This window comes from Streptomyces sp. NPDC026417, assembly GCF_055567695.1.
Window position 1 is genome coordinate 161,871 of sequence record NZ_JBVHPY010000019.1, and the last position, 13,782, is coordinate 175,652.

At 71.6% G+C, this 13,782-nt stretch carries 8 protein-coding genes and 1 pseudogene; 2 read left to right on the plus strand and 7 right to left on the minus strand.

The window, feature by feature from the left end; translation table 11 throughout:
* Positions 1-8: 8 nt before the first annotated feature.
* From ACZ4NT_RS27815 to eccE, 5 genes and pseudogenes are all read right to left on the minus strand, one after another.
* Positions 9-1,868 (minus strand): ABC transporter substrate-binding protein, encoded by a 1,860-nt coding sequence (locus tag ACZ4NT_RS27815; RefSeq protein WP_467728097.1) that lies wholly within the window; start codon positions 1,866-1,868, stop codon positions 9-11.
* Between the two features lie 350 nt (positions 1,869-2,218).
* Complete coding sequence (locus tag ACZ4NT_RS27820) at positions 2,219-5,386, minus strand: nucleotide-binding protein (RefSeq protein ID WP_467728121.1); 3,168 nt, start codon at positions 5,384-5,386, stop codon at positions 2,219-2,221.
* Between the two features lie 135 nt (positions 5,387-5,521).
* Positions 5,522-5,650: pseudogene (locus ACZ4NT_RS27825) on the minus strand (SCO5717 family growth-regulating ATPase); the annotation flags it as partial.
* A 338-nt stretch (positions 5,651-5,988) separates the two neighbouring features.
* Positions 5,989-6,843 (minus strand): hypothetical protein, encoded by an 855-nt coding sequence (locus ACZ4NT_RS27830; protein ID WP_467728098.1) that lies wholly within the window; start codon positions 6,841-6,843, stop codon positions 5,989-5,991.
* The gene (gene eccE / locus ACZ4NT_RS27835; protein WP_467728099.1) at positions 6,840-8,174 is read right to left on the minus strand and encodes a type VII secretion protein EccE; all 1,335 of its coding nucleotides are present in this window, start codon (positions 8,172-8,174) and stop codon (positions 6,840-6,842) included. The genes ACZ4NT_RS27830 and eccE overlap by 4 nt, the downstream gene beginning before the upstream one ends.
* A gap of 197 nt (positions 8,175-8,371) precedes the next feature.
* Between eccE and eccB the strand changes: the two genes are divergently transcribed.
* Together eccB and mycP are read left to right on the plus strand one after the other, a co-directional pair.
* Positions 8,372-9,901, plus strand: coding sequence for a type VII secretion protein EccB (eccB, locus tag ACZ4NT_RS27840; RefSeq protein WP_467728100.1), 1,530 nt, complete (start codon positions 8,372-8,374; stop codon positions 9,899-9,901).
* A 13-nt stretch (positions 9,902-9,914) separates the two neighbouring features.
* A complete protein-coding gene (mycP, locus tag ACZ4NT_RS27845) occupies positions 9,915-11,180 on the plus strand; it encodes a type VII secretion-associated serine protease mycosin (RefSeq protein WP_467728101.1) in 1,266 nt (421 codons plus the stop codon).
* Here the strand turns inward: mycP and ACZ4NT_RS27850 are convergent.
* Positions 11,170-11,475 carry a hypothetical protein gene (locus ACZ4NT_RS27850; protein ID WP_467728102.1) on the minus strand — a complete coding sequence of 102 codons (306 nt, stop codon included), beginning with the start codon at positions 11,473-11,475 and terminating at the stop codon, positions 11,170-11,172. The two genes, mycP and ACZ4NT_RS27850, sit on opposite strands and share 11 nt — an antisense overlap.
* 249 nt (positions 11,476-11,724) lie before the next feature.
* Positions 11,725-13,761, minus strand: coding sequence for a hypothetical protein (locus ACZ4NT_RS27855; protein ID WP_467728103.1), 2,037 nt, complete (start codon positions 13,759-13,761; stop codon positions 11,725-11,727).
* Between the last annotated feature and the right edge of the window lie 21 nt (positions 13,762-13,782).

The following is a 13,782-nucleotide window of genomic DNA, read 5'->3' on the forward strand; positions in this document are numbered from 1 at the left end:
ACTACTCGCTATTCGCGGTCTTCGGCGGTGGAGCGGCGGCGCATCGCGAAGAACACCCCGGCGCCCGCGAGGACGACGACGCCGGCGACGATGCCGATGATGACGCCGGTCGAACCGGAATCGTCGGAGGACTCACCGGAGGAGGCGGCCGGAACCGCGGACCACCAGCTCCAGTAGCCGTCCTGGCCGTAGATGTTGCCCGCGGCCTCCGGCATCGTGGTGATCGACTTGATCTGGTCGGTGCGATAGGCCTCGACCGCGTTCGGGTACGCCATGACGTTCATGTACCCGGAGTCGTACAGCCGCGACTGCATCTGCTTGACCAGGTCCGCCCGCTTGGCCGGGTCGTACTCGGCGAGCTGCCGCGCGTACAGGTCGTCGTACTTCTTGTCGCAGATGAAGTTGTCGGTCGCGCCGGTGTCCTTGGGGGTGGCCGGCAGTGCCGCACAGGTGTGGATGGACAGCACGAAGTCGGGGTCCGGGTTGACCGACCAGCCGTCGAAGGCCAGGTCGTACTCGCCCGCCAGCCAGGGATCGGTCACGTTGTCCAGGCAGTTGAGCGTGACGCCGATGCCGAGCTTGCCGAACCACTCCTTCAGGTACTTCCCGACCGCCTTGTCGTTCGGGTCGGTGGCGTGGCACAGCACGCGGTAGTTGATCGGCTTGCCGTTCTTCTCGACGCGCTTGCCGTCACCGTTCTTCTTGTAACCGGCGTCGTCGAGGAGTTCGGCCGCCTTCGCCGGGTCGTACGCGAGCTTCTGACTCGCCGACGGCTTCCAGTAGTACGTCGAGAAGCGTGGCGGGATGTATCCCTCGCCCTCGACGGCGTGGCCCTGGAAGACCTTGTCGATGAGGGTCTCGCGGTCGATCGCCATGAACAGGGCCTGGCGGACCTTCTGGTCGAGGAGCGACTTGGCGCCGTTGCCGAAGTGCTTCCCGTTCTTCGCCTGGGCGCCCGGGTTGGTGGCGAGGGCGTAGAAACGGCGGCCGGGGGCGTCGTTGACCTTGATGTCGTCCTGGCTCCTGAGGGCCGCAGACTGCGCCGGGGTCAGCCCGGAGACGAACGACACCTCGCCCTTCTGCAGGGCCGCCACCGCCGCGTCACCGTCCTTGTAGTACTTGAAGACCAGCTCGTCGAACTTGGGCGCCCCGCGCCAGAAGCTCTTGTTGGGCTTCAGCCGTACGTAGCTGTCGGCCTTGTAGTCGGTGAGGACGAACGGGCCGTTGCCGACGATCGGGAAGCTCTTGTCGTTGTTGAACTTCGAGAAGTCGTCGACCTTCTCCCACACGTGCTGCGGCACGATCGGCACGTCGAGCGCCGCCATCGTCGCCTGCGGCTTCTTCAGCTCGATGACCAGCTGGGTGGGGCTCGGGGCGGTGACCTTCTCGAAGTTGGCGACGAAACTGCCGTTGGCCGTCGCCGCGCCCTCGTCCGTCATCATCTTGTTGAAGGTCCACGCGGCGTCCTCGGCGGTGGCCTGTTCGCCGTCCGACCACTTGGAGTCGGAGCGGATCGTGTAGGTCCAGGTGAGCTTGTCCGCGGACGGCGTCCACTTGGTCGCGAGACCCGGGATCGCGCGGTTGTCCTTGGCGTCGTAGTTGGTCAGGTACTCGTACATGAGCCGGTGGATGCTCGTACTGACCAGGCGGGACGCCAGGAACGGGCTCAGCGAGTCGACGCTCTGCGCGACCGCCACCGTCAGGACGTTCTTGCTCTCCTTGGCCTGGGCCGGCTGCGGCGCCGGGTTGAGCGGGGTCGCGAGACCGGCGGTGAGGGTGAGGGCCGCGGCGCCTGCGAGGGCGACCAGCCGGGGGAGGCGGATGCGTGGGCGCAACGGCCCTCTGGCGTACTGATCTTGTGTGTTCATGGGTCGGTGACCTCGCGTCATCGCTCGCACAGGGATGGCTTGTCGAACTGCTGGATCAGGGTTGATCGGGTGACGCCGGCGGGGTTGATGTGTGTGTCTATCAGCGGCGGTCTCCGCACGTCAACGGCGCGTGAACCCCATGTGGCCTGCGGAAATAACGAGTTGATGCGGATTTCTCGCTCATTGGTCCAGACCCCTGAAGCCGCCCAGGTCGGGGCCTGACGCCTCGTATCGTCCATGCGTGAGCGCGGCAGGGGTGAGAAGAGAACCGGCTGACATGCGAAGGGCCCGCACCGTCGTCGACGGTGCGGGCCCGAGCGGGAACCGGTCCCCGGAAGGGACCGATCGGGTTACTGCTGAGGCGGCGGGGTCTGCCCCGGGTGCTGCGGGTAACCGGGCTGCGGGGAGCCCTGCTGGGGGTGGCCCGGCTGCTGCGGCGGGTGGGCCGGGCCGGGCTGCGGCGGGTACGCCTGCCCCGGCTGGGGCGGGTACGCCTGCCCAGGCTGGGGAGCCTGCGGCACCTGGCCGGGCATCGGCTGGTCCGGGACAGGCTGCCCCGGCATCCGGCCGGCGCCGTACTGCCCCGGCATCGGCTGCGGCGGGACCTGCTGCCCCGGCAGCGGCGGCGCGGCCACCGGCGGCGGGTTGCCGTCGGAGGTCCACAGGCCGAGCGACTGCTGGTGCCGCGCGATGTCCTCGGCGACCATCGCGGACAGGTTGAAGTACGCCTCGCGCACCTTCGGCCGCATCATGTCGAGGTCGACCTCGGCGCCGGCCGCCAGGTGTTCGTCGAACGGTACGACGACGACACCCCGGCAGCGCGTCTCGAAGTGCCCGACGATGTCCTCCACCTTGATCATCTTGCCGGTCTCGCGGACCCCGGAGATGACGGTGATCGACCGCGAGACGAGATCCGCGTACCCGTGCGCGGAGAGCCAGTCCAGCGTCGTACTGGCGCTGCTCGCGCCGTCGACCGACGGCGTCGAGATGATGATGAGCTGGTCCGCGAGGTCGAGCACCCCGCGCATGGCGCTGTAGAGGAGCCCGGTACCCGAGTCGGTGAGGATGATCGGGTACTGCTTGCCGAGCACGTCGATCGCCCGGCGGTAGTCCTCGTCGTTGAAGGTCGTCGACACCGCGGGGTCGACGTCGTTGGCGATGATCTCCAGCCCGGAGGACGCCTGCGAGGTGAACCGCCGGATGTCCATGTACGAGTTCAGGTACGGGATCGCCTGGACGAGGTCGCGGATCGTGGCGCCGGTCTCCCGGCGGACCCGGCGGCCGAGCGTACCGGCGTCCGGGTTGGCATCGATCGCGAGGATCTTGTCCTGCCGCTCGCTGGCGAGCGTGGACCCGAGGGCGGTGGTCGTGGTCGTCTTGCCCACGCCGCCCTTGAGGCTGATGACGGCGATCCGGTAGCAGGACAGCACCGGGGTGCGGATCAGCTCCAACTTCCGCTGGCGCTCGGCCTCTTCCTTCTTGCCGCCGAGCTTGAAGCGCGAACCGCCGGCCGTCGGGCGACCGCTCTTCGGCTTCTGCTTCTTGTTGTTGAGCAGCCGGTCGGAGGACAGCTCCACCGCGGCGGTGTAACCGAGCGGCGCGGCCCCCGGGTTGGTCGGCTGCCGCTGGTCGTGCTGGATGGGCTGCGGCCAGGCCGCCCCGGCACGGGGGTCCACGGGTGCGGCCGGGGGCTGCGGGTGCGCCTGCTGCGGGTGCTGCCCCTGCTGGGCGTGCGGCTCCGGGAATCCGTGACCGGCCTGCTGCGGCGAAGGGCCGGGAGTACCGGGCATGCCGGGAGGAGACGTCTGCGGGAAGCCGTAGCCGCCTTGCGGTGGCACCGGTGCGCCGGTCTGCGGGAAGCCGTAGCCGGGCTGTGGGGCGGGCGGCTGCGGCGCGTGGGGTTGGGTCTGCGGCGGCTGGGCCTGGGGTGCCGGAGGCTGGGGTGCCGTGGCGTCCGGGGCGGGAGTGCCTGGCTGGGGGAAGCCGTAACCCGTGGGCTGTGCGGGGGTGTTGGGGGCGGCCGGGGGCTGCGCGGGGGCCGGGACACCGGTCTGCGGGAAGCCGTAGCCGCTCTGCGGGGCCGGCGGGGCGTCGGCCGCCGGGTGCTGCGCCTGAGGGTGCGGCGGGGGAGCCGTGTTCCACGCGGCCGGAGCGGGCTGCGGGGCCTGCGGCTGGAAGGGCTGCGGGGCCTCGGGCCGGGACGGCTGCTGCTGCGCGGGCGGTGCCTGAGGCGCGGGGGCCTGGGGGTGCTGTGCCTGCGCGGCCTGCGGCTGCGGCGGTACGGAAGCCTGTGCGCCGGTCGGCTCGGCGGGCTGCGTGGACGCGGGCCACTGCGCGGCCGGAGCGGGCGTCGCGGGCTGGTAGGCCGGCGGCAGCGGCGGAAGGCCGCTCTGCGGCACCGGCGGGGGAGACCAGGCGGGAGGCGCGGCCGGTACGTCGCCGGGAACGCCCGCGGCCGGGTCCTCGCCGACGCCGGGGAGGCCGACGCCGGGGAGGGCGTCGGGTCGCACCGCGGTGCCCTGTGCGCCCTCGGCCTCAAGAGCGGCGGGAGCGCCGGGAGCGCCGGGAGCGGGGGAACCGTGCGGCTCCGCGTCCTGCGCGGAGGCGCCCTGCGGCCCTTCGGGGGTGACGACCGGTTCCTCGGCGTCGGGCGCTTCTTCGCGGGCGTCCGTGCCCCGGGAGTCGGCGGGCGCACCGGATTCGGCGTCCGCGAGTGCGCTCTCCGGCGCCGCGACGGAAGCGTCGTCGTGCGCGGCGACGCCGGTGTCGGTGTCGGATGCGGTGTTCTCGCCCGTACCGGCGACTGTGTCGCCGCCCGCGGTGGGCTGCGGCGCGGCGTCCTCGGCCGTTCCGTGGGACACGACGTCCGCGCCTTCGGCCACGTCCGCGGTGCCCGAATCGTGCGGGCCGTCAGCTGCCTCGGGAGCCTCGGGGGCTTCCGAGGCGGGCGCCTGGGACGCCGTGTCGCCGGCCGTGGTGCTGTCGGAGGAGGCGGGCGCCTCGGAGGGAGCGTGGGCCTCGGGCGCGCCGGAACCGGCGGGGCCCTGGGGGAAGCCGGGGGCGTCCGAGGGAAGAGGGGCGTCGGGCGCGATGCCGACCGGGCTCGTGCCGTCCCCCGCGGGCCCGACCGGCCCGGCGGCGACACCCTCACGCGCATCGGCATCCACGCCCGTCGGCGCCCCACCGCCGGAGGTGTCCGTGTCTCCCGGCGCAGGAGCCTCCGGGGTCGCCTGGGCGGCATGCGCCTCTGCCGGACTCACCTGCGCGGGGTTCGTGTGCGTGGGACTGACCTGCGCGGGACTGACCTGTGCGGGATTCACCTGCGCGGGGTTCGCCTGTGCGGCAGCCGCCGCCTCGGCCCGCTCTGCGATCTCGCGCCGCAGCGCCGCCGACGAGAAGCGCATGGTCGCCCCGCTCTCCAGATCGCCGTTCCCGGCGTCCGCCTCGACGGGCGCCGGGGCCTGCGGCGGCCAACCCGGCTGCTGGAAACCGTCCGAGGGCGGGGGAGGAAGGTCCACGGGCGCACCGACCGGGGGAGCCGGCGTCGACGCCGCTCCGAAAGGAGCCCCCGGGCCGACCGGAGGAGCCGGCGGCGACGGAACCCTAGGCTCCGCCGCGGGTGACGCTTCCGCCGAACCGCCCGACGCGTTCTGCGTGTACCAGGCAGGCGGCGCGTAGTCGATGGTGAACTCGCCCGTCGTCTCGATGGCGGACTCCGCGTCGGACTGGTCATCGCCGGGCGTGGCCCAGCCCCCGCGGATCCCGTCCCGATCGCTGTTCACAATTCCTCCTGGTGTGGTCGAGCACCCTCATGCCGTGCCGGGGCGACCGCTGTCGTTGTCCGAAGTCGTCCGAATCCGCCCGGCTGTCCCCCTGGGGCGCCGACGGCCCGCTCACGGGTCTCGGTGTCGCTCCCCGGTCCCAGCCTAATCACCACAAGCGCCCCCAGGGCAGGCCCGTCCATCCCTCCGCGCCCGCACACTCGGTCCTGCACCGCCCGGAGGGTGCGCACACGTCTGTCCCACCCGCGAACAAAACGGATGATTGTGGGAGGGTAACCGGCCGGAAGTGGGGGCGAATCAGCCTCAAATGCCCCACGGTGATCCGCCGTTGACCCGGATCAGTCCATCCTGCGTGGCGTACCCAACAATCCGGTCTCGGCGTCCGTCGGCTGCGTCATCACGTACTGCCGGTCGCGGTCGGCGCACCAGAGCGTGACGCCGTCGGCGAGCGTCGGCAGCGAGTCCATGTCCCCCCGGGGCAGCGCCAGGGTGCGGCTTATCTCCGCGGCCTCGTCCGGCGAGACCCGCTGCACTCCGACGAGACGCGCCTGCCGCATCAGCCGCGGAGCCACCGGGCTGAGATACGGAAGCAGCGTCAGCACCGCCTGCCACGGACCCGCGACGACCCGCCCGCGCGGCGGCCGCATGCCACAGTCCCGCACCACGAGCACGGGATTCCCCGCCGAGGCGCCCTGCGGCGGGACCCGCCCCACGTCGTACACACTCATCCCGGACTGCCCGCCGCCGACGGCCTGCACCATCTGCGCCCAGGCCTGCGGCCGCCCCGTCTCCACGGCGACGCGCGTCCCCGTGGCCGCGGCCCGCAGGGCGAGCACCTGCGCGGTCCACAGTCCGCCGATCAGGACGACGTCGTACGGGGTCGGCCTGTTGAGGCCCAGCACCGCCGGTTGCCCCTCCGCGTCCACGCCGATGACGACCCCGTCGTCACCGATGGGCAGCGCGAGCGAGTCCACCTGGTCCGCGGGCAGGGTGTGCCGCCCGTGTCGCGGACCGATCAGCCCGAACCCGCTGCGCACCCGGGCCCGCAGCCGGTGCGCCGCCGAGGCATCCGCGGCGCCGCCGGACCCCGGACCACCGGCGGGCACCTGCCCACCGGGGCCTGCACCCGGCCCGTGCGGCCCCGGCGCGTACGCGCCCGGACCGCCCGCCGGCTGGGACGTCATGGCCGTCACCGGGCACCTCCGAGAGGCAGAGTGGCGAGTACGCCGGGCAGTTGCTGACGATCGAGCCGGGCGAGGCCGGCTCCGGCCTGGCGTGCGGCGCCCTCCAGCGCCCGCCGGGCCGCGACCAGTTCGTCGTCCGAGCGGCCCGTCACCCGCAGGTGCCCCGTGAGCGACACCTCCTGCCGCTCACCGCGCCCCAGCGTGAGACTGAACGTGGTGGCCAGCGCGGGAACGGCGGTGAGCAGGGCGACGAGCTGCGGCAGCGCCGGCCCCCGCCCGCCCAACTGCGGCCAGCGGCGCACCCAGTACGTCGTGTGCCGTCGGTTGTCGCAGCGCCAGCTCCGGCTCGACTCCTCGGTCCGCCGCTCGGGCACGTCCGTCCGGCCGGCCTCCGCGGTCACCAGCGGGTTGGCGCACGCCGACGTCGCGACGGCGGCCGTCAGCTCCTCCTCGTCGAGCAGCGTCGTACGGAAACCCGCTCCCGTGAGCCGGCTGGCAAGGTGGTCGGCGGTCCGTACGACGCACTTCTGCGCCCCCACCAGACCGCCCCCGCGCGCGGCCACCGCCTCCGGGCACAGCTCCGGATCAAGCTTCAGCGCGATCCAGGTGATGCGGACCGCGGGAGCTCCGGTCTGGGCCTGCAGCGGCGCGTAGTTGCTCACCGCGACGGACTGCTGGGGGAGATGCAGCGCGGGCGCGGGCTGCGTGTGCAGCACGATCTGCGCCGACTCCAGCCGGATCCCGTCCACGTCCAGGGCGTCCCGCACCAGGCCCAGCGGCAACGGCTGCCGGCTCCGCTCGGCCCGCAGCGCCGTCGCGTCGGCCTCCACCTGAAGGACCGCGGTGACGAACGTGCCGTCCCCGATCATGCCCACGGAACGCCGGTCGCGACCGCCGTACGCATACGTGCGCAGGCTGGGGTCGCACTCCACGGCGGGGGCGAGTCCGGGCTCCGTGCCCGGCTGGATCGGCGTACCCGCCGCATGGCGACGGCGGGCGCGCAGGGCCCTGGCCGTACCGAGCCATTCGGGCAGGGAGCGGCCCCGGCGGCGGACGAAGGCGAGCAGCACCAGTACCAGGGCGACCACGCCCGCCACGATCAGCGCCACCGGGCCGACGACCCACCCGGTGAGCACCACGGCGGCGGCGAGTTCGAGCAGAACGACCCGTTGCAACCGGAACGACCCGAACTGCCCGGGACGCGTTCTCAGATGAAGGGCGTCCGGTTCCTGCGGCCGCGTCCGCGCCGCGGGGAGGCGCGGAGCGTGCGGTGACCGAGGGGCCGCGGACGTACGCGTCCGCGACCGGGTGCGCACCCGGGCCCCCGTTCCGGAACTCATCACTCCATCCCCCCGTTTTGCTCACAACTCGCTGGAATTCCGCCACCACAAAGGGCCCTTGAAGGTCCGGGTACCCTACCCGCTCCACGAGACCGTTCTTTTACCAGGCATAGTAGGGGGCCGGTCCGACAACGGAGGGCGGGGGACGGTGACCCCCGGGCGCCGACCAGGCGAGACACGGGGAGAAGCAGGCACACATGGCATCTCGGCGGGACCAGCTCAACGCCTACACCTTCGCGAAGCGGCGCATGCTCGCGTCCTTCGTCCAGTCGTCCCCCGACGGCTCGGAGGAGGGGGCCCCGCGCCCGCTGCGCGCCGTGGTCCCGGGAGTCGTCGTCGGCGTGATCGTGATGGCCGCCTTCGGGGCGTGGGGCATGTTCAAGCCGACCGCCCCGCAGGGCTGGGACAGCCCCGGCGAGAAGGTGATCGTCGCCAGCGACTCCACCACCCGCTACGTGGTCCTGAAGACCAAGGGCAAGACCCGGCTGCACCCCGTCCTCAACATGGCGTCCGCGAAACTCCTCCTCAAAACGGGTGAGGGCGAAGTCGTCACCGTCGACGAGTCCGTGCTCGACAAGGGCGACATCCCCCGCGGCGTCACCATCGGCATTCCGTACGCCCCCGACCGCCTCCCCTCCGAGGAGGAGGCCGGCTCCGCGAAGCGCTGGGCCGTCTGCGAACGCCCCGGCGCCGGGGGCCGGTCCATCCAGAAGGCCGCGTTCGTCCTCGCCTCCCGCGACATGGCCAGGACCGAGGGCACGAACAAGCTGCGCGGCGGCGAGCTCATGTACGTCGTGGGCCCGGACAGGACCCGCTACATCGTGGACGCGCACGGCACCGCGTACGAGGTCGACGCCTCCGACGAACTGCTGCTGCGCACCCTGGTCGGATCCGGGCGCGAACCCCAACGGGTGTCCGAACCCTGGCTGCAGACCCTGCACCAGGGCGACGCCGTCACCTTCCCCGAGGTGAAGGGGCGCATCGGCGCGGCGGCGGGCGTCGAGGGCAGCCTCCCCACCGACGCGAACAAGGTCGGCATGGTCCTCAAGGCCCCCAACGGCGACACCGACCAGTACTACGTCGTCCAGCCCGGCAAGGTGTCCCCCGTCTCGGACTTCACCGCCAAGCTGCTCCTCAACAGCCGCACCCTGGTGAGCCTCGGCCAGGCCGGCCGGGCACTCGACGTCAGCGCGGGCGCCTTCGTCCCCACCACGACCGCGTTCGCCGCGGACCGCGACTGGCCGGGCAACGCCCCCACGGCCGTCAACGACGCGGGAACCACGGACGGCAGCCGCAACACCGTCTGCAACGTGCTGCGTGACGTCGACGAGAAGAACAAGGGCGCGACCACCCTGAGCACCTGGGCCGGCACCGCGTTCCCCGCCGCCCTCCCCACCGGCTCCGACAGCGCGTACGTCACGCCCGGCTCCGGCCAGCTGTACCGCCAGTTCAAGGGCGAGGAGGTCAAGGCGGGCGGCGTCTTCCTGGTCACCGACACCGGCCTGCGCTATGCCATCCAGTCCAACGACGACAGCGCCACCGACGACTCCGGCATCGGCACCACGGCCAAGGAGCGCAAGCAGCTCCAGGCCGAGGCCAAGCTCGCCCAGATCCGCCTCGGTTACGCCGAAGTGGACCCGGCGCCCATCCCCGCCGCATGGTCCCAGTTCCTGTCCACGGGCCCCCGCCTGTCGACATCGGCGGCCCGTCAGCCGCAGGGTTCCTAGGACGGAGGCGACCATGCCGTACGCACCTTCCGCCGCCGCGGGTTCGCGCCGCACGCTCGCCGCCGCTGGCGCCACGCTGATGCTCGCCACCCTCGCGCTCGCGCCGCCCGCCGCCGCCGACTCGTCCGGTGACCAGTGCACCTTCCCCAACGAGAAGTACGCCGGGCGCCCTTGGTCCCTGCAACGCGTCCTCCTGGACGAACTGTGGAGCCGGTCCAAGGGCAAGGGCGTCCGGGTGGCGGTGATCGACACGGGCGTCGACGTCAAGAACCCGCAGCTCACACGGGCGGTGGACGCGTCGGCCGGCGCCAACTTCCTGCCGGCCGAGGACGACAAGGGCGAGAAGATCGACCGCGGCAACTCCCGGGGCACCACGGACACGGTGGGCCACGGCACGCGCGTGGCGGGCATCATCGCGGCCCGCCCCGCCAAGGGCACCGGTTTCGTGGGCCTCGCCCCGGAGGCGACGATCATCCCCGTCAAGCAGAACGACGCGGAGGGTCACGGCACCGCCGAGACACTCGCCCGGGCGATCCGCCACGCGATCAAGGCCAAGGCCGACGTCATCAACATCTCCCAGGACACCTCGAACGCCGTCGAGCCCGCCCCCGACCTGAAGCAGGCGGTGGACGCGGCCCTGGCCCGGCAGATCGTGGTGGTCGCCTCCGCGGGCAACGACGGCCTCGGCGGCAACGTCAAGCGGACCTACCCCGCGTCGTACGACGGCGTGCTCGCCGTGGCGTCCTCCGACCGCAACAACGAACGCGCCTCGTTCTCCCAGTCCGGCGAGTTCGTCGGCGTCGCCGCGCCGGGAGTCGACATGATCTCGACGGTCCCCAAGGGCGGCCACTGCACCGACAACGGGACGAGTTTCTCGGCCCCTTACGTCGCCGGGGTCGCCGCGCTCATCAGGGCGAGGCATCGCGACTGGACCCAGCGGCAGATCGTCGCCCAGATCGAGCAGACCGCGGAGCGTTCCGTCGCCGGCCACGACCGCCTCGTCGGCTGGGGCGTGGTGGACCCGGTCCGCGCCCTCACGGAGGACGACCAGGCCATCGAGTCCCCCAGTCCGCACGAGGGCCTCACCAAGGCCGAGGCCCCGACCCCCGCCAAGCTCCAGCTCGGCGAGTCACCGGACGAGCGCAACGCCCGCCTCGGCACGTACGTGGCAGTGGGCGCGGCGGTGCTGGTCGCGGCGCTCAGCGGCACGGCCGTGGCCGTTCGGGACGCCCGGCGGCGGGCCAGACGTGTGGCGAGCCGTACCGGCCCTATTTCTTGAGGCAGTCGAGCGACTTCACCGTCGCCGGCATGTAGGACCGCATGAACCGCTCGATGGCCGCGGTCCGCGCCTCGTCGACGCGCCCTCGCGTCACCTTGAGCGCGAGGGTGAAGTGATCGGCACCGGCCCTGTCCTTGCACCGGGTGGTGGCGATGGCCCCGTCATCGGCGGCCACGGCGCGGTCGGCGAGGCGGATGGGGTGGGGGTTTTGGAGGCCGGTCACCGCGTCATCCGGTGCGGCCGCCGTCATCGGGTTCATAGGCCCCGAGTGCGCGGCAAAGTTGAAGTGCAGCACGTCCTGCTTCCCGACGTATACAACACACCAAGATGACTCCCCTGCTGCACGAAATCCCGCGCTGGTCCACTCCTTGACCTCGCCGTCCGGCTGTAGCAGCGGCTTAGTGAGCCTCTCGCTGACCGGAGTTCCGCAGAGTTTCGCTGGAACGGCATGGTCAGAGAGCTCGCTGTCGCACGAGACCAACGAGCTGGTCACCAGGAGAGTGAGCGACACAATCCTCTTTCGCCTCCGCGAGAGCTTTCCCATCTACCTGCCTCCTGAAATGCCGTCTGCGCGAGAAATGCCGGCCTCCGCTGCCAGATCGACGGTGTGGCGAGTCGTGAAGGGGACGGTTGCACCCGACCCATGCACCCCCCACCACTCGTTGGTCAGTGCCGTTAGCTGCCGGTTTCTGTTCTGAAAGTTGGCAACTCGTGTGTCAGTGGCCTCTTCGTCATAGCGCCGTTGTTCGTCGGCGAGCCACTGCTCAGTGACGTAGTCGACTCCGGCCTGGAGCTCGCCACTGCCTACCGGTAGATGACCGATCGCCTGATCCACCATCCACTTCCCGGGCAGCTCCGCCGTCTTCGGCTCCGAGGCCGTCTGTGCGCGGGCCTCCTCCAGGAAGCCCACCGTGCGGCCGGCCCGGAGCAGGGACTCCTCCGGCTCCCGCTGGCCGGGTTCGTGGATGTCGGTGACCAGTGCGTGGTTGATGCCGCGGTTCAGGGTCCCGTAGGCGCCCTGATCCCTGGAGACCTGCTTCATGACCTCGAGAAGCTGGTCCTGCTTGAGCGGGGATCCCGACATGTCGACACTGCTGGCGGCCGCGTGCACGGTGTCACCGTGATTGGCGAGCATCCCGGCGACGGGCGCCCGCAGTGAGGGCGGGAAGTCGTCGCCGCTGTCGGCCAGATACCGCAGCGACGACCGGAAGACCGCGTTGTTCTCCTTGGAGTGGGGCACGAACTCCGCGCCCTTGTCGGAGGGATCGACCCCGGTTGTCGCGGCCTGGAGCGCCGCGCCGAACCCGGCCCGGTCGTCGCCGTCGAGGGCGGCACGGTAGGCCGAGGCCTTACCGCCGTCCTGCTCCGTCTCGACGACCTTCCAGTCCCGTTCCTCCATCAGGTACTTCATGCGGTCGTCCGAGTTCAGATAGGAGGCCGCGGTCTCCGGGTCGTGACTCATCACGCCGAGCAGCCCGTCCAGCGGGTCGTTCGCGAACCAGCCGCTCCGCTTGCCGGCGTACTCGCCCTTGAGATCCCAGATGTCGGGGTTGCTCTGCTCCGCCCTGACGATGTCGTCCCCCAGATCCTTGAGGAAACGGGGTGCGTATCCGTCGCCCTTCTCCATCAGGGTGACGAGCGACTGGTATCCGCGGGCCTTGTCGAGACGGGCGCCCTGGAAGTCCGTCTCGTACCGCTCGACACCGGCGGTGCGCATCTCGGCCCGCCAGTCCTCGTACCACTCGGACGTCGTGTCCCGGGTGGCGGTGGCGAGCGTGCGGGCCAGTCCGGACTCGATCGCGGAGAACTCGCCGGCGTCCTTGCCGCCCCGGACGTGGATGAGGTCGTTCAGACGGTTCGTCATCCTGATCGTGCCGTCGGCTCCGAGCCCGTCGAGGAACGTACGGCTGAACGCCTTGTCCCCGCCGTTGTCGCGGAAGGTGCGGCGCAACTCCGCGATGTCGCGCCCGGAGAGCTCGTGCCCGCTGTTGAGCTTCAGGGCGATGGCGTCGGCGGCTTCGGCCTCGTACGTCTCGATGTCGCCCGCCGCGCGGGAGTTGAAGCCGTTGCAGGTGCCGTCGGAGACGTCGGAATCGATCACGACGGCCTTCAGGGCGATCTCGACTCCCTGGTCGGCGTCACCGACGGCCCTGACCGCCCGGTCGAGGCTGTCCTGCCAGGAGGACGTCGACGTACAGACCCTCGGTGCGTGACCGGAGCCCTGGCGGGCCGACTCGTCCTGGCCGTCGTACGAGACGACGCCCCGTTCGGAGACGCGCATCCCCGCCTCGACGGCCTCCTTGCGTACGGCCTTGACCTGGCCGCGCAGTTCGACGAACTGAGCGTGGGCATCGCGCAGAAGCGAGGCGACGGCTCTGGCCTCCGTCTGTGCGGCCCGGAACTCCTTGAGAGTGATGTCGAAACGAGCGTGGGCGGCCTGTGCGCTCAACCCGTTCCAGGAGTGCCCGAGGGAGATGCCGTGCACGTCCCGCTTGTACTGAGTCTCGCGTTTCTCGAACTCCTTGGCCATGCCGTCCCAGCGTTCTGCGGCGGTGGTGAGGGCCGAGAGGTCGGTGGTCATGATCTCGTGGTAGGTCGGCAT